This window comes from Leptolyngbya sp. DQ-M1, from assembly GCF_039962505.1.
In the GTDB taxonomy this organism is placed as follows: domain Bacteria; phylum Cyanobacteriota; class Cyanobacteriia; order Leptolyngbyales; family Leptolyngbyaceae; genus Leptolyngbya.
The window spans coordinates 17,015-42,427 of sequence record NZ_JAMPLJ010000015.1 but is presented as its reverse complement, the minus strand read 5'-3'; the positions used below and the strand labels follow the sequence as shown (position 1 = coordinate 42,427).

Here is a 25,413-nt window from a genome sequence, read left to right as displayed (position 1 = left end):
GTTTTTTACCTATTTGTATCACCCACAGTTCCCGGTCGTGGAAGGATTGCTGATTCCTCTATGCATCAACGATCAAGCCCTGGGCACGCTTTGGATTGTGTCGCATCGCGAGGGGCGGCGTTTTGATCCCGAGGATCAGCGGCTGATGATGAGCCTGGGAGGCTTTGCGGCTTCTGCCCTGCATAGTATGCAACAGATGAGCCAGACGGCAGCAACCGTGTTGCGCCACGAGCAGTTCAATCAGCAGATCCTCGATAGTAGCGATGACTGCATCAAGGTGTTGGACTTAGAGGGGCGGCTTTTGTTCATGAGCCAGCCAGGGCAAGCATTGCTGGGCATTGAGAATATCACGTCCTTTCTCAACACGTCTTGGGCGGAGTTTTGGCAGGGAGCCGATCAACAAGCGGCAATCGAGGCGATCGCCAAGGCCAGAACAGGCGAAGTTTGCACCTTTCAAGGCTATCGTCCGACGCTGAGCGGTGAACCTAGATGGTGGGATAGCAAGGTAAGCCCCATTCGAGGAGCAGCGGGGCAAGTTGAACGGCTGCTGTGTGTTTCACGGGACATCACCGCCCGCAGGCAGAGCGAAGACAAACGCAAACAGGCGGAGGAGCGCTTGCGGAAGAGTGAGGAGCAGCTATTTGTGATCTTTTCACAAGCAGCGGTGGGGCTTTCTGAGATCTCGCTAGATGGATATTTTCAGCGGGTTAACGATGAGCTATGCCGGATCTTGGGGCGAACGCGAGAGGAAACATTAGCAGTAAGCATATCCAATGTCACGCATCCTGAAGATGTGCTCAAAAGCTTAAGAGCTTTCCAACAAGTGGTTAAGACGGGTAAACCAGTCTCGTTCGATAAGCGCTATCTGCGCTCGGATGGAACAACTATCTGGGCTAACAGCAATCTCACCCGCCTCGACGATGAGCAGGGATATCCGCGCACCGTGCTGGCGGTCACCGTTGATCTGAGCGATCGCAAACAGGCAGAAGAGAACTTACGGGAATCGGAAGAACGGTATCGAGCGATTGTCAACCAGGCAGTGACAGGTGTAGCGTACAGCGAGATTGGTGGCAACCTGACGCTCGTGAATCAGAAATATTGTGATATCACGGGTTATTCTGCCGTCGAACTAAGTCAGTTGCGAATGCATGACATTACCCATCCAGATGATTTGCCAGGTAATGCCGAACTCTACAAGCGCATGGTGACTGAAGGAACACCGTTTGAGATCGAAAAGCGTTACATTCGCAAGGATGGCTCGATCGTCTGGGTCAACACCCATGTCTCCCTGATCTGCGATGGCGAAGGAAAACCCCGATCGGTCGTGGCAGTCGTGCTAGATATCACTGAGCGCAAACAAGCAGAAGCAGCCCTACGCGAGTCTGAGCGAGAGAGCCGACGGCTGGAGGAGGAGCGTAACAAGCAGCTTGAGGTCTTCGACACGGTGCTCGCACGCGTTCAGGAATTTGTGTATCTCTTCGACTTGGAAGGGCGTTTCCGGTATGTGAACCAACCTCTCTTAGATCTGTGGGGGCTGACCCTAGATCAGGCGGTTGGCAAGAACTTCTTTGATCTGGGCTACCCAGACGAGCTTGTCAGGTTGCACGAGGCGCAGATCCGTCAAGTGATCGAGACGGCGCAGGTGGTAGAGGGCGAGTCTACTTACACCAACCCAGCAGGACAGATAGGACAGTACGAGTACACTTTCGTCCCCCTACTTGCTGCTGATGGCTCGGTTGAGGCAGTGGGTGGTCGAACGCAGGTTGTCACAGAGCGTAGGCAGGCTGAGGCGGCTCTGCGCGAATCGGAAGCAAAATATCGATCACTGTTCGAGTCGATGGACGAGGGCTTTTGCATCTTGCAGTTAATCTTCGATGAAGAGCAAAAGCCCATTGACTACCACTTTATTGAGGTTAACCCCGCTTTCGAGCAGCAAGCTGGGGTAAAGAACGCTCTTGGGAAAACCGTTCGCGAGCTTGCACCCAATATTGAGTCATTCTGGATTGACCTCTACGGCACTGTTGCCTTGACGGGTGAGCCGAGGCGCTTCACCGATTATTCTCAGGTCGTAGGTCGATGGTTTGACGTGAATGCCTTCTGCGTTGGCGAACCGCATGAGCACAAGGTCGCGCTTCTTTTCAATGACATTACAGAGCGAAAACAAGCAGAAGAAAGGTTGCGCCGTGCTGCCAAATTGGATGCTTTTCGCATCTCTCTTGCCGATGAGCTCCGCCCCCTTGCCGACCCGGTAGAGATTCAAGCAACTGCCACTCGTGTTCTGGGTGAATACCTCAATGCAAACCGTGTCGCATACTTTGAGGTTCGCGGTGCTGATTACGTGGTTGAACGCGATTATGTCAATGATGCCGTAGCACTCATTGGTGGCTACCCGATTGATTCGTTCGGCTCTAAACTGCTCGCGGAGTTCTGTGCGGGTCGTACCGTGTGTGTGTCGGATGTGTCAACAGATCCCTACCTGTCTCCGGATCAGCGATCGGCTTACACCGCCATTCAAATTGGTGCCCACATCAGCATCCCGCTAGTCAAGAACGGCGAGTTCGTCGCGGGTCTGGCAGTCCACACGTCTGAACCGCGCGCTTGGACAGAGGATGAAGTGGCTCTAGCCGAAGAAGTTGCCGAACGGACTTGGGCAGCAGTTGATCGCGCCCGTGCCGAAGCAATTGTCGCAGCAGACCTCCAAGATACGCAGCGACTCCGCGAACTGGGGGCAAGATTGGTGATTGAAGGCGATATTCAAACCCTGTACCAAGAGATTTTGTCTACGGCGATCGCGCTCATGCAGTCAGATGCTGGCACAGTGCAAATCTTCGACGTAGCGACGCAAGATCTGGCGCTGCTTGCCACGCACGGCTTTGAGCAAACGATGCACGAGGCCTTCTGCCGAGTGAATGCAAGTTCTAATACATCCTGCGGTATTGCCCTTAGAACGGGGATTCGGAGCTTCGTTGATTTCGATGTGCCAGAGAGTGAAGACCCCAGCGGTTCAATGCGACGGCATGTGGAGGCTGGGTTGCTCTCCGCGCAGTCCACTCCGTTAATCACCCGTGCAGGCAGACTGATCGGCATGGTTTCAACCCATTGGCGTAAACACTACCGACCTAGCGATCACCAGTTGCGTTTTCTGGATCTACTGGCTCGCCAAGCCGCTGACCTGATTGAACAGCGACAGACCGTTGCCGAACGGGAACAACTCCTAGCCCGTGAACAAGCCGCCCGCGTTGAAGCCGATCGTGCCAATCGGATCAAAGATGAGTTCCTAGCTGTACTCTCCCATGAATTGAGATCGCCGCTTAATCCGATTTTGGGCTGGGCAAAACTCTTGCAGAACGGCAATCTAGACGCAGCCAAGACCCAGCAGGCATTGCAGACAATCGAGCGCAATGCCAAATTGCAATCGGAATTGATTGAAGATCTGCTGGATGTCTCCCGGATTCTCCAAGGCAAGCTCAACCTGAACGTCAGTTCGATCAATCCGTCCTCCATCATTAGAGCCGCAATGGAAACAGTACGGCTAGCGGCAGAAGCCAAATCAATCCACATGGAAGCAAGCTTTGAACCAGATCCACCTCTGATTCAAGGCGACTCTACCCGGTTGCAGCAAGTCATTTGGAATCTGCTCTCTAATGCCGTCAAGTTCACGCCAGCAGGAGGACAGGTCAGCATTCGATTAGAGCGATTAGACTGTTTTGCCCAGATCACCGTTAGCGATACCGGACAAGGAATTGAGCCTGACTTTCTCCCCTATGTGTTTGACTACTTCCGTCAAGCCAATGCAACCACGACCCGAAAGTTTGGTGGACTGGGATTAGGACTGGCGATCGTGCGGCATTTAGTCGAACTGCATGGAGGGACGGTCGCCGTCGAAAGCGCCGGCGTAGGCAGGGGTGCAACCTTTACAGTTAGACTGCCACTCATGCCCATCCAGGCGATCGACGAGCACGATCAACGATCTTCAGAGTTATCTTCTGACTTGAATGGGATTCAAGTCTTGGTCGTAGATGATGAACCGGATTCACGAGAGTTCGTCGCGTTTGTGTTGGAGGAGGCGGGTGCAACCGTACTCACCGCGACGACCGCTAATGAAGCATTAACCATGCTCATTCGATCACAGCCAGATGTGCTGCTGAGTGACATCGGCATGCCAGATATGGATGGCTATATGCTGATGCAACAGGTAAGAGCACTGCCACCAGAGCAAGGTGGACAAGTTCAGGCGATCGCACTCACTGCCTACGCCGGAGACTTTAACCAGCAACAAGCCTTGCAAGCAGGATTTCAACAGCATCTCTCAAAACCAATCGAACCAGGGAGATTGATCCAAGTGATTTCTCACCTAACTAATTCTGCTGAGCGATCGCCTTGAAGCCCAGCGAGGTTCTACCTTCAACGTTTCCTTTGGTTACTGCTAAAACCTTGCTCTGAATTGGAGTGTCTTCTCATTCTTAAGATAAGGTTATTCAACAGTGCGACCTGATACAAAGAATCGAGTACTAGTCAAGCCCCGATACAACTCCTTAATGCGAAAGTCTGTAAGTCTGTAACTCTGTAAGTTACAGACTTACAGAGTGAGCAATAGCTAATCTGCTAGAAATTCTAAAGTCAAGTCCCCTGTAGAAGCCTAGCAAATTACCATTTTGCGAACCTTTTCTTTCATCTCTTCTATTGCGTAACACGGCATTTAGACTTGTATGCTCTCTTCTGCAAAGTCCTTTAATCGGGAGATGGTTTCTCACTTTCGACAGATTTGCAAAAGAGCCAGTTCTGCCGAGAGTAGTATATAGGACTATATAGCTGCTGGTTGAAATGCTCTCTAAATCGAAACAGCTTTGGATGCAGCAACCTGAGATTGGTCACTTGGTGCGGGACCTGCGCTGCTCCCTGCACCTCTCTCAGGAAAAGTTTGCTGACGAGTTAGGCATGACCTTTGCCACGATTAACCGTTGGGAAAATGGACATGCTACACCTTCGCCCTTAGCGCTTAAGCAAATTCATACGCTCCTAAATCAGTTAGGAGACGGGGGTGAGGTTCTACGGGTGAAGTATTCTCTAAGGGCAACAGAGGGAAGGAGATCCAATAGTGGCACCCCCTGAAGAGATTTTTGTCGGCGGTGGTGAGATGGGGGCACTCATGAGATCGCTTGACTGGTCGCAAACCCCCTTGGGTGCTGTGGAAACTTGGTCGCAAAGCTTGAGATCGACACTCAGTATTTGCCTCAACTCTCGATTTCCCATTGCCATTTACTGGGGAGCAGACTTTTTGCTGCTCTATAACGACGCTTGGCGACCGATTGTCGGAGACAAACACCCTTGGGCGATCGGTCGTCCAGCTCGCGAGGTTTGGTCAGAGATTTGGGATGACATTGGACCGGAGCTAGCAGGCGTTTTAGCGACGGGTGAGGGCACCTTCCATAACGACGAACTCTTATCAATGCATCGATTTGGTTACACCGAAGAGTGCTTTTTCGAGTACACCTTCAATCCCATTCAAGGACAGGGGGGTGTCGTTGATGGTGTATTTAACGTCGTTAGTGAAACGACTTACCGGGTGTTGAACGAGCGCCGCGCTCGACTCCTACGAGAAACAGCCGCAAAAACCGGAGTTGCAAAAACGACTGAAGAGGCATGTGCCCTGTTGGTAGAAGCGTTGAAATCTGATCCGCTTGATATTCCCTTTGCACTGCTTTACTTAGTTGACTCGAATGAAGGACAGGCTCGGTTGTGTGGCAGCACTGAGTTGCTTCAGGATAGTCGCATTAGCCCTGAGATTGTGAATTTAACTGCGGAAGTTCGCGACTTCTGGGAGATCGCCCGTGTCGTTTCTACTGCCCAACCCCAAGAGATTGATGACTTGGTTGATCGCTTCGGGAAAATTCCGGGTAGTCCCTGGTCAGAACCACCGCAGGAAGCAATGGTATTGCCGATCATTACCGCTGGTCAGGATAAAGTGACTGGGGTACTGGTGGCGGTCGCGAGTCCGCGCCGGAGGCTAGACGATAACTATCGCGACTTCTTTTATCAGATCGCAACGCAGATTGCAACCGCAATTATTAACGCCCAAGCATACGAGGCAGAACGTCAACGCGCTGAAGCGTTAGCAGAACTCGATCGCGCCAAAACCCTCTTCTTCAGCAACGTCTCTCATGAATTTCGCACCCCGTTAACCCTGATGTTGAGTCCATTAGAAGAACTCTCTAACAGTCTCAATGGACAATTACAACCGGAGCAGTGGGAACAACTACAACTAATTCAGCGCAACGGTTTGCGCCTGCAAAAGTTAGTCAATACCCTATTAGACTTCTCCCGAATTGAAGCCGGACGAGTCCAGGCATCCTATGAACCGACCGACTTAGCTGCCTACACCGCAGAATTGGCAAGTGTGTTTCGATCCCTGATTGAGCAAGCTGGGATGGCCCTTGTCATCGATTGCGCTGCTTTACCAGAACCCGTGTACGTCGATCGCGATATGTGGGAGAAGATTGTTCTAAATCTCATCTCGAATGCGTTTAAGTTTACGTTTACGGGAAGTATCACCGTTCGATTACACCCTGCTGGCAATTCCGTTGAGTTAAGCGTTACAGATACGGGAGTTGGCATCCCTGAAGCAGAATTACCCCGCTTGTTTGAACGCTTTCATCGCGTGAGTGGAACGCGATCTCGCACTTACGAAGGCTCAGGGATTGGACTGGCGCTCGTTCAAGAACTGGTTAAGCTGCATGGAGGAACGATTCATGTCACCAGTCAGGTGGATTGTGGCACAACCTTTACGATTTCCCTTCCTCTTGGCACACAGCATCTACCCCAAGATCGGATTGAAGCCCCACGCACCCTAACATCAACCGTATCAGGAATTGATCCTTACATTGAAGAGGCATCACGCTGGATTACAGAGCGTTCTCAGTCCTCAGTTTTGAGTTCTGAGTTAAGTCCTGAACTCAAACTTCAAACCTCGAAGTTCAAACCTCAAAGTTCTCAAACTGCCCATATTCTCCTGGCTGACGACAATGCCGATATGCGGAATTATGTGAAACGATTATTGAGTCAGGGTTACGAGGTGGAAACTGTCAGCGATGGTTTCGCAGCTCTAGAAGCCATGACCCAGCGGCTTCCTGATCTGGTACTCAGCGATGTCATGATGCCAAGGCTGGATGGATTTGGTCTACTGCGGGAACTGAGAGCAGATCCTCGCACAAAAGGAATTCCGATCATTCTGCTGTCGGCGCGAGCTGGAGAAGAGTCTCGCATTGAAGGACTGGAAGCGGGAGCCGATGATTACTTGGTCAAGCCCTTTTCCGCGCGTGAACTACTGGCGCGAGTAGAATCAACGCTGAAATTAGCCCAGATTCGCAAGCAAGCAGAAACCGCCATCCGCGAACGAGAAGAGCGACTAAAACTGGCAGTGGAAGCGGGCAGAATGATTGCCTGGGAGTGGAACCCGTTCACGGAGACGATCATCTCTACCAATCTCTCTGAAATTTATGGAATAGAGATGATTGACTCATCCCAACAAGGATTTACATTTGTCCACCCAGACGATCAAACACGGCATCAGACGATCGTTGAAAATGCAGTTGCGGCTGGCAGCCATTACCAATCTGAATTTCGCTTTATTCGCCCCGATAATGGCGCGCTCATATGGATGGAGGAACGAGGCAGACCGGTTTTGAACGATGATGGTATTCTGCAAAAGTTGGTTGGAGTAACCATCGATATCACCAATCGCAAACAGGCAGAAAACGCCATTCGTGAGGGAGAAGAGCGGCTGAAACTGGCGATGGAAGCCGGAAGAATGGTGGCCTGGGAGTGGAATCCATTCGACGATAGCTTGATTCTCTCTGCCAATTTTCCTGAGATTTACGGTACCACTGACATTCCCACGGTTGAACAGGAGATTACCCTACTGCACCCGGAGGATCAATCTCAGCATCGAGCAATCATTGAACAAGCAGTGGAAACTAGAAGCGAATATCGTTGTGAGTTTCGCGTCATTCGACCCGATACCGGAGCGATCATCTGGCTAGAAGAACGGGGTCAGCCAATTCTCAACGAGGATGGCACCCTGCAAAAGTTGATTGGCGTTTCGATCGACATCACTGATCGAAAACAAGCCGAAGCTTTGATACAAGGAACAAATGATCGGCTAAAACTACTCTCTGAGATGACCAGCGAGTTGTTGTTGAATGAGAATCCTCAATCGTTTCTCAACACCTTATTCCAAAAGCTATCTGCTCACCTGAACTTGGAGATTTACGTCAACTACCTGCTACAGGAAGATAGACAACGCTTACGGCTCGTCGCGTATAGTGGTATCTCTACTGAAGTTGCAGCAGCGGCTGAATTTTTAGAACTTGGGCAAGCGTTTTGCGGCTATGTGGTTCAACACCAAGAGGCTGCTGTCATTCAAAATGCGATGGAGTCAACAAGTTTCCTGGCTGTTCCATTGCAGGCACTTGGGATCAGGGCTTACGCGAGTTATCCATTAATGGTAAACAATCAAGCGATCGGGACACTCGGTTTTGGCACTCGCAATCGCGATTGCTTCTTGCCAGAGGAACTGGAACTGATGCAGACTGTATGCGATCAGGTGTCAACGGCTTTGCAGCGATCACAACTTGTCAAGGCACTCCAGCAAAGAGCGGAAGAACTTGCCCAAGCTAACCGCATTAAAGATGAATTTTTAGCAGTGTTATCTCACGAACTGAGATCGCCCCTGAATCCAATTCTTGGCTGGTCCAAGCTCCTCCAGAATGGCAAACTGGATGAGTCAAAAACGAAGCAAGCCTTAGCAACGATTGAACGGAACGCAAAACTGCAATCCGAATTAATTGAAGATTTGCTCGATGTCTCTCGGATTCTACAAGGTAAATTGAGTCTCACCATTAACCCGGTTAATTTAGCCTCAACGATTCAAGCCGCGATCGAAACGGTACGACTGGCAGCAGAAGCCAAGTCAATTGCGATAGAGACAAGCTTAGATCCCGAAATAGGACTGGTTTTAGGGGATTCAACTCGATTACAGCAAATCGTGTGGAACTTATTGTCGAATGCCGTTAAATTTACGCCGACCGGTGGACAGGTGACGGTGCAATTAGAGCAAGTTGAGGATCAAGCTCAAATCACCGTTTGTGATACTGGGAAAGGCATTTCTCCTGATTTCCTTCCTTATGTATTTGACCATTTCCGTCAAGCCGATAGCGCAACCACTCGTAAATTTGGTGGATTAGGGTTGGGGCTTGCAATCGTGCGGCATTTAGTAGAACTGCATGGTGGAACCATTCAAGCCGATAGTGCTGGAGAGGGGCTAGGAGCGACGTTCATCGTTAATCTTCCACTCATGCCGATTCAACCCACGATTGAGCAAAATTCTCAGGTATTGCAACAATCCCTTGATTTAACCGGTGTTCAAATTTTAGTTGTGGATGATGAAACGGATACACGGGATTTTGTGGCGTTTGCATTGGAACAAGCAGGGGCAACAGTCATCGCTGTAAGTTCTGCAATTGAAGCCATCGCAGTGTTAACAGATTTCAAACCAAATGTACTTGTGAGTGACATTGGTATGCCTGATATGGATGGCTATATGTTGATGCGCCAAATTAGAGCCTTACCACCGGAGCAGGGAGGGCAAGTCAAGGCAATCGCCCTCACTGCCTATGCTGGAGAGCTTGATCAGCGACGTGCCCTGTCAGTTGGCTTTCAGCAACATGTTTCTAAACCTGTAGAACCAGAAGCACTGATACGAACAATCGTAATTCTCTTAGATCAGGCTGCTCTAACCTAACTTGAGTCAAATGTCGCGTTCCCCGCTGTACAGTGACTTTTTATTTGTCGTGGAGACCCATTAGTGTCGTTCAAGAAACAGAGCTAGCCCTGGCTCACTTTTCTGCCTAAAGCCAACTTGGCACTCCTGGTGATCTAAGGCTAGGTCGTTGAACGAACATGTTCTGAAATCCTTTCGCCCATCTGGAAATCTAATGATGTACTTCCAGTCCTCAACTTCAGCGGTAGTTGAACGCAGCTCTTAAGCATTGCAGAATAGTCGGGTTATCGATGAGAAGGTTACCCAACATCGAGTTTGGATCAAGCGCTGAAGCTTGTGGTATGAATGCCGCACACGATTGTGTGTGGTGAAACGGACAACTTGGGTCATCAGATCGTCAAGATAGATCGGTTTCATCAACCAAGCATCAAATCCTCCTATCAGCGTAGAGTTTGAGCCGCTGTCACCGATCCACGCCGTTACAGCAATGACTCGCGTTCGTTGCTGAAAGAGCATGTCATGCGTGCGAATGTGCTGCAAGAGCGTATAGCCATTAATTTGAGGGAGAGCAATGTCACAGATCACAATATCTGGGGAGTGCAGAGCAAATTGTTGGATCGCGTCGGGTCCAGTTGCAGCACACTGCACCCTTGCTCCCTCGCTCTCAAACAAAGTTTCCAATAGTAGCCGTGTATCTTCGTGAGCATCGACGATTAAGAGACAGCAGTTCGATAATCGATTCATAGCTTCCCCGTGGTTGTAAAGGCCCAGAAGTTGTCACCTTGTAAAGGCGCAAGCCAAGCTTGGCGGCGAAAAGTATACCTTTCAGCAGATGAAGTTTTACTGACATTATCTAAGAAAGCGCAAGAATTTCTTGAAATTTCATATATAACTTTTCATTGAGTGCTGCGACTGCTCACACTGAGCAAATATTTCTTCATCATCAAAAGCAGCCATCACAATCCCACCCATTACTGAGGCTTTTCCGTAGGGATGCGATCATGAGCTCCATGAACTAACCATTCGTAGGATGTAGGCAGCCTTTATAACTGCCTTCGTTTTGGTCTTTCAGTGCTCCTTAAACCACTTTGCTGGCTCGAAAGGAACGCATTATCTGACTAACGTCAATGCTCAGCCTTAGCTATAATGTGTCCCTATACCTGAATGTGTCTCTATACCTAGCCGCACTCTGGAGATTGAGCAAGGGCGGCTCAACTTTATTGATCATTCAATCTATTGAAAAAATATTGTCATGAGTAGTTCTCTTAAACCCCAACCACCTATCCAGGATTTCAGCATTCCTTTAGAGCGGGATGTATTTCTGCGTACTTTAATCCGAGAGCTAGCGGGTACGTTACAAGATGTAGTCGGTTTAGAGGAAGCCTCAGGATTTATTAGTGTGGTTGGTCAAAATATGGGTCGGCAAATCGACCAGGACTATAAAGCAGCACTCCAGGTCTCCCATCTCACCCAAGAGCAGGTGGCTGCTGTGTTTGTGGATTTGAAACGACGCATTCAGGGAGACTTTTACATTCTCGAACAAACAGAGGAGAAGATTGTGCTCGGAAACCGAGCTTGCCCGTTTGCCGAAAAAGTTCTGGGTCGTCCCGCCATGTGTATGATGACCTCAAATGTCTTTGGATCCATTGCGGCTGATAACCTCGGATATGCCAAAGTCGAACTGCAAGAGACGATCGCGCTAGGTGCTCCCGGATGTCGAGTCGTCGTTTACCTAAAGCCCACACCAGAGGCAGAAGCAAGTCACGGACGAGAATACTTTAAGGGAGAGAACGAGGGGTGACACCCGAACAGTTTTTAGAATTTGCCAGACCACTACCCGAACCCATGCTCCTGGTGACCGGACAGGGACAGATTCTTGCTGCCAATCCAGCCTTCACCCGCCTGTTTGGGCTCGATCAGCAACCCCTGCAAGCAAAGACACTCTTTGAGATCGCCACTGACTCTGCTGAGAAGATTAAACAGTATCTCCGTGCCTGCTCTGGCAGCCGAGATCTAGTGCTGGGCTCACTAACCTTTAGCTTCCATCCTGAAAAGACTTGTGTTTATCGCTGTGAAGGAGCTGTGATTCGACCCTGGTCGCCCGAATCGCCGGCACTCATTTCCTTGCGTTTGAAACCCCAGGAGTCTGCCAGTCGCCGCTTCACCCTACTAAACCAGAAGATCAATGAATTGGCAAAAGAGATCCGGCAGCGGAAACGGGCGGAAGAAGAGCGAGCGCAACTTCTGATCCAGGAGCAGCAAGCCCGCGCAGAAGCCGAACGGCTCAATCGCTTGAAGGATGAATTTCTCTCGACCATTTCCCATGAATTGCGGACTCCGCTCAATGCCATTCTCGGTTGGGCACAGATCCTGCGGACGAGCAAGGTTGACGAAGTCAGGATGCATCGAGTCCTCGAGACGATCGAGCGGAATGCTCGGTCTCAAGCTCAATTAGTGGAGGACTTGCTCGATATTTCCCGGATTATTGCCGGAAAAATTCGTCTCAATGTGCAAACAATTGTGCCCGTGTCGATGATTGAGGCAGCGATAGAGACGGTACAACCCGCTGCCGATGCCAAGCACATCCGCTTGCAATCGGTGCTCGATCCAGCCGCTGGTCCTGTTTTAGGGGATTCAGAACGGTTACAGCAAATTGTCTGGAACTTGCTGAGTAATGCGATCAAGTTCACACCAAAAGGGGGACGAGTGCAGGTTTGCCTGCAACGCATTAACTCTCACATTGAGATTATTGTGTCTGATACCGGTCAAGGCATCAGCCCTGATTTTCTCCCCTACGTCTTTGATCGCTTTCGTCAGGCAGATGGTTCCATTACCCGTTCGTTTGGTGGACTTGGGTTAGGCTTAGCGATCGTTCGCCAACTGGTCGAACTGCATGGTGGAACTGTACATGCGGAAAGCCCTGGCGAGGGACAAGGCGCAACGTTTACGGTCAAGCTTCCTGTGATAGCGGTTGGAGCAACCAGCAGTGGAAGTGACTCCGATCGGGTGCATCCAGCAGTGGGCGGTACAGTGGAGTTTGGCAGCTCCCCACGGCTCGATGGTTTGCGGCTCCTGATTGTAGATGACGACGCGGATATGCGGGAGTTACTCGCCTACACACTCGAAGCTTGTGGCGCAGAAGTGATTGCGGCAGCGTCAGCCGCCGAGGCAATAGCAATTCTGACTGCATCTGCAGCCTCGATCCACCTATTAATCAGCGATATCGGAATGCCCGATGAAGACGGATATAGGTTATTGCGCCGCATCAGAGCCTTACCCACAGAGCAAGGCGGACGAATTCCTGCGGTTGCCCTGACCGCATATGCCAGAACTCAAGATCGGACTGCTGCGCTGTTAGCTGGCTTTCAGTCTCATCTTGCCAAACCAGTTGAACCGGCTGAATTAGTTGCCGTAGTTGCCAATTTGGCTGGACGAATTGAAGGGGCTTCCTAACCAATCTGACGCGAAAGCCATTAGCTAGAGTGTTTGAGTGGTTCCATTTAGTCAAGTGGTAACGACAGTCCCAGAGTGGATTCCATTGCTGTCTTAACGTCAGTTCGGCAGATTAAAAGATGGCAGAAGGGAGAGCAGGGAAGGGTATTGTGCAAATTACAGGCCGGAGAAACTATACCGACTGGACAAATAGATTGAGTATCGACTTGGTGAAGCATCCAGAGCAGACAACGATACCCAGGATTGCTGCCAAAATTCTAGTCATTGGTATGCAAAAAGGCACGTTTACTGGAGCAAGGCTAGGACAGTACATCGCAGGAGACAAGCAGGACTTTGAGGGTGCCCGCAATATCGTTAATCCAGGTGATAGACGTAAACCCATTGCAGAGATTGCGCGAATTTACTATAGTACGACAGTTGTAGATTAGAATTCGCTAAAATAGAGGCAGAACAAGCATTTCAAGATAACTTTCAGTTGAACTCGACAACTCATTCTTCCTATTTAGACTCACTACATCCCGCTGCTCAACATCTGGAAAACCTGACTCGACAAATTGCGCCTCGCTTCTTCAGAGTTGAGATCAAGCAACGGGCAACGGAGTATCTCAAAGCCCTGATTGCTCCTGTCGAGCGCAAGAACAGTTGGCAAATTGCTGAATCAGCGGGAGCCAGCGACCCCGTTGGATTTCAACATCTGCTTCATCGCGCTCGTTGGAATGCGGATGGGGTGCGCGATGACCTGAGGCAGTATGTGGTGAACAACTTAGGTCGTCCAGACGGTGTTCTCGTACTTGACGAAACGGGGTTTATCAAGAAAGGCGACAAATCGGCAGGGGTGCAACGGCAGTATTCGGGAACCGCGGGACGAGTCGAAAACTGCCAAGTGGGAGTATTTCTCGTCTATGCCAGTCCGATTGGAGCCACCTTCATTGACCAAGAACTGTATCTGCCGAAACGGTGGAGCGAGAACCGAGACCGTTGCCGCACAGCAAGCATTCCAGAGACGGTCGCATTTGCCACCAAACTCCAGCTTGCCCGACAGATGCTCAAACGAGCAATCGATGCTAAAGTACCCGCGGAATGGGTAACAGCAGATGCGCTGTATGGAGGTGACCATCACTTGCGACAGTTCATTCAATCCCAGGGGCTACACTATGTTTTAGCGGTCAGCAAAGACCAGTCATTCTGGATTGGCAAACAGGTGCATCGAGTGGATGCGTTGGTCTCACGGCAATTGAATGAGGACTGGCAAACGCTGAGGGCGGGTGCAGGATCGAAAGGGCAGCGATTGTACCAGTGGAGCTACTGTCGCTTTCAGCATCCAGAGCGTCCAGACCTTGAACGTGGGGTGTTCGCAAGAAGATCGCTACAAGACCCCTCTGACTTGGCATACTACCTAGTGAGTGCTCCGATGAATACCCCGCTTGAACAGCTGGTTCACGTTGCAGGAGTGCGCTGGACAATCGAAACCTGCTTCCACAGTGCAAAGGCGGAGGTTGGGTTAGATCACTACGAAGTTCGGTCTTGGCATGGGTGGTATCGCCATATTACGCTATGTCTGTTAGCTCATGCCTTTCTGACGGTGATGACAACCTTAGAGAGTGAGGTAAAAAAAGGGGAACTCAACACAGGCAGTTTGTTCGAGTTCAAGCGCAAACGCGGCCTCTACTACCTGTAAGTGTGCGAGAAATGCGCCGTTCTTTGGGACAATGGGTGTTCCAGATCAAGCAGAGTTTTGAACACTTTCTGCACTGGCAACAGTGGCGCAGGATTCATCGAAGCATCGCCCAGTACTATCACTACAAGCGGCGTGCAGTAAGACTTTCAGACGCTCTATAACTGTAGTACTATAGAGCGTTGGTTGAAGGCACCTCGACAAGAACCGGATGGTAGGCTAATAGAACGTAACCAAGGAACGCCTCAGGGCGGTGTTGTCAGTCCGATACTGGCAAATCTATTTCTGCACTACGCCTTTGATGCGTGGGTCAGACGGGAAATGCCACGAATTCCGTTTTGTCGTTATGCGGATGATGGATTACTGCATTGTCGCAGTCGTCATCAAGCCGAATACATGATGGCACGACTGATAGAGCGATTTCGAACGTGTGGTTTGGAGATCAATTCAGACAAGTCAAGAATCGTGTATTGCAAAGACAGGAATCGACGGGAAGAGCATGAAATTGTCAGCTTTGACTTTCTCGGCTTTACGTTTCGACCTCGACGCTGTGTAGACCGAGGTGACAACATCCATCCCAACTTTCTGCCTGCAATCAGTCAAGCCGCCAAGAAGGAAGTCAACCGGACGATCCGAAGTTGGCATCTCCAACTTCAGAATGACAAAACCCTGAAGGACCTTGCCAGAATGGTCAATCCTGTTCTGCAAGGTTGGCTCAACTACTATGGGCGCTTCTACCCCTCTGCGCTCCGTCAGATTTGGCGCAATGTAAATCAGTATCTTGTTCAGTGGGTGCGGAGAAAGTTCAAACGATTCTCCAGACATCAGCGACGGGCGAAGCAGTATTTAGACCGCCTAGCACGAGCGAATGCCCACCTTCTTATACCCTGGAGATTGGGAGTATTTCCGAGTGGTTTGAGTGATAGGAGCCGGATGAGCTGAGAGATTCACGTCCGGTTCTCAGAGGGACTGGGGGTGCAACTCCCCCGGTCTACTCAACCGTACATCAAAGTGAAAGGAGAGTGGAGATACCTTTACCGAGCGGTGGATTCGGAGGACAACACCTTGGACTTCATGCTCAGTGCGAAGCGGGATGGCAAGGCGGCAGCCCGCTTTTTTCGCAAAGTGTTAGGAGCCAAGCATACTCAAACTCCACGGGTGATTACCGTGGATAAAAATGCAGCGTATCCCGTGGCGATGAATGAATTGAAGCAAGAGAAACCATTGAAAGCCGAGACCGAATTGCGGCAGCGCAAATATTTGAATAACATTATTGAGCAAGACCACCGGAACATCAAACGAATTGTAAAACCGATGATGGGATTTCAATCCTTCAACACAGCAAGAAGAACATTGCGAGGGATAGAGGCAATGGCGATGCTTCGCAAAGGACAAGTGAAGGGAATCAATCGAGGGGACAGTGTATCTCAAGCAGTGTTCATCAACGAACTCTTTGGCGTAAGTGCTTAAAGCAATACGAATGAGACCAATTCGTTTGTTACTTTAAAGTCTTTGCGACACAACCTAACAGTTCGCTTGAAGCAAACCAAAGGCGCTTGGTGCTATTCATCATTGCTCATGGCAGTAGCAACGGCCCCGTAGACCACTTGTTGTAAAGCTTTCGCATCAGAAGTCTCTTTCACAAGATCCTCTCTCATCGTCTTGCTGAGTTCAAGCTGTAGACCTGCATGATTCGTGTTGCGATTAACGATATTACGGGGGGATGTTCCTTTAAGTGTTGCGGCACATTTTTCAGAGTCCTCACCTGGAACATTGATTGCTTCTATCGGATAAGGTGCTTTGTCACTATTACGCTTGACAAATTCGATAAAGGCGTTGATTTGCGCCTTGTTACGCCCACCCAAACAGATAGTTCCTTGTGGTAAACCTTTCGCTCCGTGAATCGCGATCGCTTTTGCATGACGATTGACCAAAGTAAGGGCATCAGGATCATCAAATTGTGTAGCTGTAATATGAAGGGTGTCAAAGTTACTGCGATTTTCTAAGCACTTCTTTGTTCCATGAGCTTTGAAATCATAGCGGCTCCACTTAAACTTGTCTGCAAGGCTCCAGCTAATTTCACTAGTTCGGGGTTCGATCGCGCCTCCGTGAATCGAAAGCACAACTACTTCAGCATCGCGGAGCTTTCTGTCAATTGAGTAGTCTCTGTTTCTTAAGCAGGTAGATGAACCTGAAAGAGACAGGCTGCATTCATTCGCATCAAAACAAGCAAAGTGATCATCGCCCCAAGCAAAATTAGGCGTGAAGCTGAAACTGATCAGAGTCAATGCGAGTGCGACTAGCCCGACTCTGATCAGGTGTTGAGCAATCTGGCTTTGATATAGCATCATCGTTAGCCTCAGAATAAACGTTTGACTGTTCTTTGAGCTTTTTCTTTGACACGGGGGTTGCTATCTTTCTCTGAAAGGTCTAGAAGTTCTCTCCTAAAGTGTTGGGCGAGTTTAGGGTTTTCCTCTAAAACCGTGAGGTAGCGATACCGCACATAAGAAATCGGATCACGAAGATTATAAGTGATGATTTCGATCAAGCGATCGTACTCTTGCTCTACTAGCGCTGGAGATGCGGCAAGCAATCCAGCAATTGCAGTACCCGCACTCGCCCGATGTCCCCAACGCCGGGATTCACGCGAATAAGGCTGGATATCATTTAGCGTGAGAGATTTAGCAACCTGTCGAATGACTCGATCTGCTTTGATTCGCTCTTCTTTGTTTGGTAATCGATCGAATTCGTCAGCAAGCTTGGTGAAATCGATTAATGCACGGCGTTGAGCATTAAAATCTTGTGCTTTTAGATCGTTCGGTGTTGTTTTAGCAACAGTAGCATCCTGTGTTTTTAGATCGCTCGGTGTCGCTTTAGAAGCTGCTTCAGGAGAATGGTTGCTAAACTGCTTCCAGAAAACCTCATTTGCGACTAATGAGGTTCCTATCGTACCGATAATACCGATCGTCGCGATCGCGATTTTTACCCAGGGTTTCTCTTCGTTTGCACTCATGGTTTACTTTTCCTTGCTGGTTTAGAGTGATTGACAATTGCTGTTATGCTCTTGTTTGAGGCGGTGACATTGTTTGTTAATTCTATCAAACAAGCAATGTCACCGAGTTCGAGTCTGAGAATGACTGAGATAACTTGACTTTGAGCAATTAGCCCAACTCTAAACGCTCCCAACGGGTATCTATAGCGAACCTAATCCCCAATCTACGATCGCAAGATGCGGAGCTAGAGTTCGGTCTTTAAACCAACTCGTAAATTTTCTCAGACTCTTCAGGCCTGCATCATTCACGATGCCAATACAGCCATCTGTGCCAGGGGCAAACGATGAATTATTATCTACGTGAATTCCAATGAATCGCCGCGCTGTCCAGGAGTGGCAATACAGACTGACCCAAACCGGGCCTAACCCATCTCCATTAGCAGGCCAATCTCGTGAGAAATCATCGAGTGTACTACTCGCAAATTCAATTAACTGAACTGGAACACCCGATCTTCTGCGGGGTCTGGGTTCAGGCTCACCTAAATCCCAGTAACCCTCTGGCAATGGCTCTCCTGATCCGGCTAGACTGTCCGCAGGTAAGCGAAATGCCTGACTTCCGGGCGCACCTGAAACAGCATTAACGCGATCGAGGACTTTGCTACCCTCCATTAATCGAACTTCCAGCAGAAATAAGCCACCTGCCCGTCTTGTACCCGTATTCACAATCCGGAGATGACGACGATCGAGAGATGGCGAAGCCGATGCTCTCTTCTTGATATCGTCTGTGGACTTTAAGGCAATGATCATCTGACCTGGACTCTCAGAACTGTTCAACCATTCCACAGGCAAATCCAGTTTGTATTGCGGAGGAGTTGCACGTTGTAGTTTCAAGTCTATCTTCTCCAGGTATTCACCTCCCTCCATAAGATGAAGTGCTTTTTGAGTTAGCTTAATGTAGCTCATTGCTGGTTTACTCCTAAATTCAACTACTGTGCAAGTCGTTGAGCAACTCGATCGCGTAATCGTGGTAGCTGCTGATAAAGCCAGTCACCCGGACAAGTCGTTGACACAAAATCTCTGTGTCCTTTGATGTTGGCAGGATCAATGTCGCAGGATGCACACAGGGCAGCACAAAGATCAACTAAGCTCTCCCACTGTTCGTTCGGCATGGTTTTGTTGACCGAGAAGTTACCTTCATTTGCCACACCCGGAGAACGATTGCCATTGTCTGTAGCTGCATGAGCGCCTCGAACTGAGTTACCTTTGATAGCCTCGGCTAAAGAGTCAGAGCGACCTTCCAGCAGAGTGCCTCCTATGGTATTGAGGAAGTTATAGCCAATGTCGCTCCATCTGCGCTCAGATCCCATGTGAAAGCCTTGAATACCTTTAGTGATGGTTTTTGCACCCTCTAGCGTTCCATTCGATGAATTGTTGGCATCATCGGTATGATGAATCACAATAAAATTAGGTCGATCGACAATCTCAAATCTGCTAGTCGGTGCTGCTGCTTGCCAATCTGCTCGCTTCACAACCTTTGAGAACACTGCTGCTGAATCAAAAGCTGTGTCAATGATTTTTTCAGGTTTTTCCGTAGAACCGACATCGATCACCATTGTTTTGGGAATGTCGCCGCGCTGGAACCACTTTCGAGGCACATCTAGAATCAGTTCTTCCTGTTCTGAGTTGTGGTCTCTCAGGTCAACCTTGTCGATGAAAAGATTGGTTCCGCCCTTCATCAGATAAAGGGCTTCTGAGGTGAGTTTGAGCCAAGCCATGTTACTGTCTCCACTTCAATGATGACAAAAACGAATCGTTACTTTCATGCTTTAGATAACGCATTGGAAGTATGGCTGGGATTAACCTCTAGAGGTTAATCCCAGCTTTCAGGAAAGCTCTAGAGCTTTCCTATAATGATGCGAACAAGATCACGACCAGAGACACAGACCTTACCACCGCCAACTTGTGGGGCTAGATTGAAACACAAACGAGAACCATCAAGCGTTTGATCGGGTTTTAGGGGATCAAACGTTGCCTCGATCGTATTGGTCACACTGTATACGGTCGTAGAACCACCCCAAGGTCTTCTCCAAACATGATGATGTCTGACCTTTGCTCGCAAGTACAGTCTCGTGCCGCGAGCCGCGAGTGCTTCAACCTCGGCATCTCTGCGGTTCCCACGAGCATAGTTATTTTTGAGAAACTCAGCGATCTCACGAGAAAGCGCATCTTTGACTCCTGGTAGTTTCCGCGCCCAGTCTGGTCCAACACTGATAAGCTGCTGTGACGAGAAGGCTGGATTGGTCAACGGTGCTGAAGATGTTGGCTCTGTATTGGACACGAATGCACGGGCGGGTGCAATGGTCATACTCAAAACGATCAAAGCAGTTGGAAGCAAAAATGTTTTCATCACATAAACTCCAGTAAAAGGGTGTGAGCAGAGTGAGGGAAATGCCTCGCTCTATGTCTTATGCAACCCTGGCATTACCTGAGTACAGAACCGAAAACGACTGAGTAACGACTGAGTTTCGTTTGAGTTTGAATTCAGTTCCTAGTATCGAATCTGATTCTGTGTACAGGATTAATCTAGAGGGTGTTATGCACTTTTGTTAGACTGGAGGCATGAGTAGAAAGCCTTATCCTACAGATATGAGCGACGAAGAATGGGCATTTGTCGCCCCGTACTTAACCTTGATGAGCGAGGATGCGCCGCAACGCGAACATAATCTGCGAGAAGTGTTTAACGGTTTACGATACGTTGCGAGAAGCGGGGGAGCGTGGCGACTGATGCCGCACGACTTGCCACCCTGGGCGGCAGTGTATCAACAAACGCAGCGGTGGATGAAGGCTGGCGTGTTTGAAGTGATGGTGCATGACCTGCGCGAGTTGTTACGGCTTCTCACTGGACGCAACGAGCAACCGAGCGCAGTCATTCTAGATAGTCGGACGTTGCAGTCTACGATTGAGAGTGGTCATCGTGCAGGTTATGACGGCGGGAAACGCAAAAAGGGCAGCAAAGTTCACATAGCAGTAGACACGCTAGGACAACTGTTAGCGCTTCACGTTACACCTGCAAACGAGCAAGACCGTCATCAAGTTGAAGTCTTGGTCAAGCAGGTGCAACAAGTCACCGGAGAAACGGTCGAAGTGGCGTTTGTAGACCAAGCCTATACCGGAGAATCGGCGGCAATTGCGGCAGCAGAACAGGGTGTTCAATTAGAAGTCGTGAAACTACCCGAAGCGAAGAAAGGCTTCGTGCTGCTGCCTCGGCGTTGGGTTGTAGAACGAAGTTTTGGTTGGATGTCGCGATTTCGCCGCCTGGTGAGAGATTACGAGCGCTTAGCTGAAACATTAGCGGGCTTTCACTTGGTTGCGTTTGCAATGCTGATGGTCAAACAGTTTGTCGAACTCCGCTTTCAAAGTGCATAACACCTTCTAGCCAGAGGCGCTTAAACTTCACAAGCAATGCTTGCGTATGAATAGGGTGTTGAGAAGAAACGATTACCTAACACAGTTGTTTCTTCTCAGCGTTCAATTACGTTAGAATTTGAACTTTCCTACGTCGAAAACACTAATCGGAACTGTGAACCGACCTAATGCAATGTGCTGGTCGCTCTCTGGTTTGTAATGCACCCAGAACGAAAGCGCGAACTTCGGTGGGAAAGGTCGAACGAGAATCACGCCAAAGCCTTCAAATCGATAATCAGGATTACCCACAATGCCGATCGCTGAAGTATCGCTCTCTTTGAGTGCAGGCGGTAGTTCTTTGGCAGTGCAGACGGCGTTGATTTCGTCGATCGTTTGGCGCGAGTTGGCTAATACGCTTAATAAGCTGTCTACGAGAGCGGTAGCGGTTGTAACGGTCATAAAGTTAGCTCCTGTAATTGGAAAGGGAATGAACGGTCACTTCGAGGTTAAGGAATCGGCCTTGATGGGCGCGGTGGATTGACGATGATGCTGTCTTGAGAAGATTCGTACTGAACGGGGCGAACTTCATTGCGTTGTGGAGGGGAGAGAGACAGAGCATAAACCGGAACGAGTGAAACGGCAGATGCCATCAAGGTTGTTACAAGAATGAAGTTGCGGGTAGATGTTGCGTTCATGCTCATTCTCCTGATTAGGTGGCTTGCCCTGGCATCGGGCTTGATACTTCCATCAAACCGATCGCGTCACTGAGTTCGTGCCTGAGAATGACTGACTTTTGTTCTGACTTTACTTCCGGTACAATTTGACTATTGCATGAGTTGAACAATGGCAAGATCACTCAGGGTTCATCCAAATTAAATTGAGCGGGTAAAGCTATCGGTGAGGCGGAATGGATATCTTACTCAACGATAGCTCTCTGAAACGTTAGGGTTAGCGCTCTCAACAGTGAGTAACTTTTTGACTGGAAAACCTGTCGATCGTGCCGTTTTTGTCGATCTTTGTGACCATCTCTCACTGGAATGGCAAGACATTGCTGAAATTGAAGCGTTTTCTGAGCCTGTCTATTCTTTAGTCGCGTTTTCTTAACAAATTTCAGAGCTTTAGCCACCATCTAGAAGTATTGCTGTACCGAGCTTACAGCCATTGCCCAATCTTTCACTTCTTGAGTTAACTAAAATTCGGAGAATTGTGAGTAGTTACGGTGCTGCAAGATTGGAAGCGGTATGAGCGTTGATCGTGAGAAATTGAGAATGAATAATTTTCAGATTAAAGAACGCTATGGAATCTAAAGAGATCCAGATTGAACATCAAATTCACGCTGCTGCCATTGCAAACTCAGGAGACGAAATCGGCAGGATAATGACTATGAGTTGGGTGACGGAAGAAGTGGGGGACGCGGATTTGGGCGATGCGCGGCGGAATCGGCGGTTGATCCAAATTGTGGAAGACTTAGCCGGAAGTCCAGAATCGAGCGTCCCGTTTGCGAGCCGAGACCGTGCAGCCCTACAAGGAATGTATGATTTTTGGAGTAATCCGCGCATTGCCGCATCAGATATTCTCGCTGCCCATGTTGCCAGTACCGCCCATTGGAGTGAATGCCATCAGTTAGTGCTTGCCATTCAAGACACGACCAAACTTGACTACAGCCACCATCCACACAAGCGGGGACTGGGATATTTGCGCGGAGCCAACACACGCGGTTTGCTGTTGCATAGTGTATTAGCCGTCATACCATTTCAATTAATAGCCCTTTTTCATCACTCTAGGCAGAAGAAAAGATAGAATTCATGCTTAGAGGAATACGATGCTGCCAACCAGAGAACTGATTGAGTATGCGAATCAAGTAGGTAAAACCTCGCTCCAATGCTGAAACCGCAAACACTGATAGCCAAGGCTTGAGTCAGCAGAAATATACATAGGGCTGAATGATCAGTCGTAAGTTGTGAAATCGACTCGTCCAACTGCTCGATGATTGCCAACAGGCATGAGTGCAAAATTTCTCAAGTAAGGGGTCTTCAGGGCAATCAGGTTGCGAATTCAGTCCACCAAACTGTAAGCTCACCATCAGATAAGCACTACTAACAATTTCCCACCATCGCTCAATCTGGGCATAGTGCGTCACGCGATAATCCGCCCATCCCAGCTTATCTTTGCATTGTTTGAAGCCATACTCTACCCAGGTTCTTAAGCCGTACAGATTGCCAATTTGGTCGAAGTGGTCTCGCTGCTCATTGAGGTGACTCATCACTGACCAAGTGCTATTGTCCGGCAGTGTTGCTGGATCATTGGTCAAAGTCCAATAGCGATGCTCAAACCTGCACCCAAAGATCACCTCATGGATATAGCGTTCCTCAGTCGTGCCATTCGAGAAGACGCGCTCAAAGCGGTGCCACTCGCTGGTGGTGACTTCAACCTCATTCGGCATCCACACGCCGTGATCCGAGCGAATTGCCAGAATCCAAGGTAGATTCAATCGGTCAAGATGACTGACGAATGCACTACTCTCGCCATAGAAGCTATCTGCTAGTACTAGCTCAATCTTGAAACCAAAGCTGACTAGCTCAGCAATGATACTTTGCGCCAACTGGAGCTTGGTTTGGTACACATCATCGGGCTTCAGTCGCTGTTTGGGCTTGAAGACTTTGAACAATAGGGGGAAGGTCAACTGCTCGACAATGCCATACGCATTCACGGACACAATGCCGTTCTCAATCTTGCCGATATTACCGATGTACTGTTGTGCCACATAGTCAGTCGTATTGCCTTTTTTACGGTCTCCGGTTTCATCAATCACAAGCGTTATCGCTCGTCCGTTTAACTGCTGCAAGATTAGTTCTAACCGCCGTTTTTGCAATGCAGCGACTGACCAAGGCGATTCAGTGAGACAATGATGCAGCACTTGATCACTCGACAATCCAACCGCACGAGCAATGGCAGGCAGTGACTTACGCGGCAAATCGCTAATCATGCCGAGATGCAGATATTTGAAGGCTTCAAAACCTCGCACGTCTATGAATAGGTCACGGTAGACTGCGCAATAGTTGTCGATGAAGCTGACGGTGTTGACGGGTGCGCGTGGCTCAACCATCGATTTGACAAGGAGTTCAAGAACTTGCTCTTACTTTATCCTGCCTAGAGTGATGAAAAAGGGATACGCTCGGTTTCTGCAATCCTGCACGGAGCGATCGCTGCTTCAGCAGGTGGGTGGCAAGTTTCGATTCATCCACAAGCAATTGCAGGAATATTTTGCTGAGCTTCGAGTCCCATAGCTTAGAGTTTTGTTCAATCTCATGCTCCAGCGTTTGGGCAACAAAATGATGGCGAACCTGTGGCATGAGCGAAGCGATCTTTTTGTCCTCTTTCCGATTTTGACGTTGCAATAAGTTCTTCTCTGTATTCTGGGAATGCTGAGAGGCTGCATAGTCATTCTTAAACGTTTGGGTTCTAAGATTCCGGCGATGAACGCGATCGCCATAGCCAATCCAAAAATAAATGAGAAGAATAATTGCGAGAACTCTATCCTAAAAGCAGTATCTCCGAAAATAATGTGATTTTGAGTAATACAAACCTGATGCAGCGATTGTTCCCCAACCAGGGGATGCTGTCCTCCTACAACAAGTTCCCATCGGCGTAAGTTGGGTTGCTCCGTGCTGAAGTCATAACAGACTAAGTCGGTAAACCCGCTGATTCGATTGCGCCATGTTCTTCCAGCATTTTGATAAAGCTTTCGGCTTAAGGAGTTCATAAGACGATCGAACGGCTTCCGGAACTTCCCTTTATAGGCGACGGAGTAGTTCAAGGAAAAGACTTGATCGATCGGATCTATCCCTTGTTGAGCCGGAATTTCACACACCGGATGAGCTGGGCTAGAAACCACAGGAAATATCGTTTTTTCCATTAACTCGGGAAAAATACTCAGCCATTCCTGTTTCCTACCCATCGGTGTTAGCAATTCCATGCTGTCTGGATCAATTTCCCAGGGGCGACCTGCATCAAACGTCACGAGAAGACGATCGTCCGGTGTTTTGAGAAAAGCGGTATTCAACTGATTCCGATTACCCAACTTAGCGCTAATCCGACTGGGTCCATTGT

At 49.1% G+C, this 25,413-nt stretch carries 21 protein-coding genes and 1 pseudogene; 12 read left to right on the top strand and 10 right to left on the bottom strand.

All coding sequences use genetic code 11. The annotated features are described in order from the left end of the window. Positions 1 to 46: 46 nt before the first annotated feature. The 3 genes from NC981_RS23540 (at position 47) to NC981_RS23530 (ending at position 9,799) form a co-directional block, all read left to right on the top strand. Positions 47 to 4,384 (top strand): PAS domain S-box protein, encoded by a 4,338-nt coding sequence (locus tag NC981_RS23540; protein WP_348245245.1) that lies wholly within the window; start codon positions 47 to 49, stop codon positions 4,382 to 4,384. Between the two features lie 440 nt (positions 4,385 to 4,824). Continuing rightward, positions 4,825 to 5,112, top strand: a complete 288-nt coding sequence (locus NC981_RS23535) for a helix-turn-helix transcriptional regulator (RefSeq protein ID WP_348245243.1) — start codon at positions 4,825 to 4,827, stop codon at positions 5,110 to 5,112. 25 nt (positions 5,113 to 5,137) lie between these two features. After that, positions 5,138 to 9,799 (top strand): ATP-binding protein, encoded by a 4,662-nt coding sequence (locus NC981_RS23530; RefSeq protein ID WP_348245253.1) that lies wholly within the window; start codon positions 5,138 to 5,140, stop codon positions 9,797 to 9,799. A gap of 240 nt (positions 9,800 to 10,039) precedes the next feature. On the opposite strand, the gene NC981_RS23525 is transcribed toward NC981_RS23530, so the two are convergent. After that, positions 10,040 to 10,522 (bottom strand): response regulator, encoded by a 483-nt coding sequence (locus NC981_RS23525; RefSeq protein ID WP_348245241.1) that lies wholly within the window; start codon positions 10,520 to 10,522, stop codon positions 10,040 to 10,042. Positions 10,523 to 11,030: 508 nt separating this feature from the next. On the opposite strand from NC981_RS23525, the gene NC981_RS23520 reads away from it, so the two are divergent. The 6 genes from NC981_RS23520 to NC981_RS23495 all read left to right on the top strand — a co-directional run bounded on the left by NC981_RS23520 (position 11,031) and on the right by NC981_RS23495 (position 16,376). Further along, on the top strand, positions 11,031 to 11,579 hold the full coding sequence (locus NC981_RS23520; RefSeq protein ID WP_348245239.1) for a methanogen output domain 1-containing protein: 549 nt from the start codon (positions 11,031 to 11,033) through the stop codon (positions 11,577 to 11,579). After that, positions 11,576 to 13,231, top strand: a complete 1,656-nt coding sequence (locus NC981_RS23515) for an ATP-binding protein (RefSeq protein ID WP_348245237.1) — start codon at positions 11,576 to 11,578, stop codon at positions 13,229 to 13,231. Before NC981_RS23520 ends, NC981_RS23515 begins: the two co-directional genes overlap by 4 nt. A gap of 119 nt (positions 13,232 to 13,350) precedes the next feature. Next, a complete protein-coding gene (locus tag NC981_RS23510; protein WP_348245235.1) occupies positions 13,351 to 13,659 on the top strand; it encodes a hypothetical protein in 309 nt (102 codons plus the stop codon). A gap of 104 nt (positions 13,660 to 13,763) precedes the next feature. Next, the gene (locus NC981_RS23505; protein WP_348245251.1) at positions 13,764 to 14,909 is read left to right on the top strand and encodes an IS701 family transposase; all 1,146 of its coding nucleotides are present in this window, start codon (positions 13,764 to 13,766) and stop codon (positions 14,907 to 14,909) included. A gap of 171 nt (positions 14,910 to 15,080) precedes the next feature. Beyond that, positions 15,081 to 15,848 (top strand): reverse transcriptase domain-containing protein, encoded by a 768-nt coding sequence (locus NC981_RS23500; RefSeq protein WP_348245249.1) that lies wholly within the window; start codon positions 15,081 to 15,083, stop codon positions 15,846 to 15,848. A gap of 33 nt (positions 15,849 to 15,881) precedes the next feature. Continuing rightward, positions 15,882 to 16,376 (top strand): IS6 family transposase, encoded by a 495-nt coding sequence (locus NC981_RS23495; protein ID WP_348245233.1) that lies wholly within the window; start codon positions 15,882 to 15,884, stop codon positions 16,374 to 16,376. 92 nt (positions 16,377 to 16,468) lie between these two features. On the opposite strand, the gene NC981_RS23490 is transcribed toward NC981_RS23495, so the two are convergent. From NC981_RS23490 to NC981_RS23470, 5 genes are all read right to left on the bottom strand, one after another. Then, the gene (locus NC981_RS23490; protein WP_348245231.1) at positions 16,469 to 17,257 is read right to left on the bottom strand and encodes a poly-gamma-glutamate hydrolase family protein; all 789 of its coding nucleotides are present in this window, start codon (positions 17,255 to 17,257) and stop codon (positions 16,469 to 16,471) included. 8 nt (positions 17,258 to 17,265) lie between these two features. Next, a complete protein-coding gene (locus NC981_RS23485; protein WP_348245229.1) occupies positions 17,266 to 17,919 on the bottom strand; it encodes a hypothetical protein in 654 nt (217 codons plus the stop codon). Between the two features lie 180 nt (positions 17,920 to 18,099). Next, positions 18,100 to 18,789: a hypothetical protein gene (locus tag NC981_RS23480; protein WP_348245227.1), complete on the bottom strand. Its 690-nt coding sequence runs from the start codon at positions 18,787 to 18,789 to the stop codon at positions 18,100 to 18,102. Positions 18,790 to 18,884: 95 nt separating this feature from the next. After that, complete coding sequence (locus NC981_RS23475; protein ID WP_348245225.1) at positions 18,885 to 19,673, bottom strand: peptidoglycan recognition family protein; 789 nt, start codon at positions 19,671 to 19,673, stop codon at positions 18,885 to 18,887. A 119-nt stretch (positions 19,674 to 19,792) separates the two neighbouring features. Beyond that, a complete protein-coding gene (locus NC981_RS23470) occupies positions 19,793 to 20,305 on the bottom strand; it encodes a hypothetical protein (protein WP_348245223.1) in 513 nt (170 codons plus the stop codon). A 212-nt stretch (positions 20,306 to 20,517) separates the two neighbouring features. Between NC981_RS23470 and NC981_RS23465 the strand changes: the two genes are divergently transcribed. Next, positions 20,518 to 21,324, top strand: coding sequence for an IS5 family transposase (locus NC981_RS23465; protein WP_348245221.1), 807 nt, complete (start codon positions 20,518 to 20,520; stop codon positions 21,322 to 21,324). A gap of 111 nt (positions 21,325 to 21,435) precedes the next feature. On the opposite strand, the gene NC981_RS23460 is transcribed toward NC981_RS23465, so the two are convergent. Next, positions 21,436 to 21,762 (bottom strand): hypothetical protein, encoded by a 327-nt coding sequence (locus tag NC981_RS23460; protein WP_348245219.1) that lies wholly within the window; start codon positions 21,760 to 21,762, stop codon positions 21,436 to 21,438. A gap of 47 nt (positions 21,763 to 21,809) precedes the next feature. Then, complete coding sequence (locus tag NC981_RS23455; RefSeq protein WP_348245217.1) at positions 21,810 to 21,998, bottom strand: hypothetical protein; 189 nt, start codon at positions 21,996 to 21,998, stop codon at positions 21,810 to 21,812. Positions 21,999 to 22,266: 268 nt separating this feature from the next. Here NC981_RS23455 and NC981_RS23450 point away from each other — a divergent pair, with 268 nt between their 5' ends. Both NC981_RS23450 and NC981_RS23445 read left to right on the top strand, forming a co-directional pair. Next, positions 22,267 to 22,407 (top strand): hypothetical protein, encoded by a 141-nt coding sequence (locus NC981_RS23450; RefSeq protein ID WP_348245215.1) that lies wholly within the window; start codon positions 22,267 to 22,269, stop codon positions 22,405 to 22,407. Between the two features lie 279 nt (positions 22,408 to 22,686). Next, positions 22,687 to 23,103, top strand: coding sequence for a transposase DNA-binding-containing protein (locus NC981_RS23445; RefSeq protein ID WP_348245247.1), 417 nt, complete (start codon positions 22,687 to 22,689; stop codon positions 23,101 to 23,103). Here NC981_RS23445 and NC981_RS23440 read toward each other — a convergent pair. After that, a pseudogene (locus NC981_RS23440) lies at positions 23,084 to 24,409 on the bottom strand (IS701 family transposase). The gene NC981_RS23445 and the pseudogene NC981_RS23440 overlap by 20 nt on opposite strands. A gap of 105 nt (positions 24,410 to 24,514) precedes the next feature. Further along, entirely contained in the window at positions 24,515 to 25,324 is an 810-nt protein-coding gene (locus NC981_RS23435; RefSeq protein WP_348245213.1) for a hypothetical protein, read from the bottom strand. Positions 25,325 to 25,413: the final 89 nt, after the last annotated feature.

Bases quoted from the DNA above. Each gene is read 5' to 3' on its own strand.
- NC981_RS23535 (WP_348245243.1), top strand. From the start codon at position 4,825: ATGCTCTCTAAATCGAAACAGCTTTGGATGCAGCAACCTGAGATTGGT.
- NC981_RS23530 (WP_348245253.1), top strand. From the start codon at position 5,138: ATGGGGGCACTCATGAGATCGCTTGACTGGTCGCAAACCCCCTTGGGT.
- NC981_RS23525 (WP_348245241.1), bottom strand. From the start codon at position 10,522: ATGAATCGATTATCGAACTGCTGTCTCTTAATCGTCGATGCTCACGAA.
- NC981_RS23520 (WP_348245239.1), top strand. From the start codon at position 11,031: ATGAGTAGTTCTCTTAAACCCCAACCACCTATCCAGGATTTCAGCATT.
- NC981_RS23510 (WP_348245235.1), top strand. From the start codon at position 13,351: ATGGCAGAAGGGAGAGCAGGGAAGGGTATTGTGCAAATTACAGGCCGG.
- NC981_RS23490 (WP_348245231.1), bottom strand. From the start codon at position 17,257: ATGATGCTATATCAAAGCCAGATTGCTCAACACCTGATCAGAGTCGGG.
- NC981_RS23485 (WP_348245229.1), bottom strand. From the start codon at position 17,919: ATGAGTGCAAACGAAGAGAAACCCTGGGTAAAAATCGCGATCGCGACG.
- NC981_RS23475 (WP_348245225.1), bottom strand. From the start codon at position 19,673: ATGGCTTGGCTCAAACTCACCTCAGAAGCCCTTTATCTGATGAAGGGC.
- NC981_RS23470 (WP_348245223.1), bottom strand. From the start codon at position 20,305: ATGAAAACATTTTTGCTTCCAACTGCTTTGATCGTTTTGAGTATGACC.
- NC981_RS23465 (WP_348245221.1), top strand. From the start codon at position 20,518: ATGAGTAGAAAGCCTTATCCTACAGATATGAGCGACGAAGAATGGGCA.
- NC981_RS23460 (WP_348245219.1), bottom strand. From the start codon at position 21,762: ATGACCGTTACAACCGCTACCGCTCTCGTAGACAGCTTATTAAGCGTA.
- NC981_RS23455 (WP_348245217.1), bottom strand. From the start codon at position 21,998: ATGAACGCAACATCTACCCGCAACTTCATTCTTGTAACAACCTTGATG.
- NC981_RS23445 (WP_348245247.1), top strand. From the start codon at position 22,687: ATGAGTTGGGTGACGGAAGAAGTGGGGGACGCGGATTTGGGCGATGCG.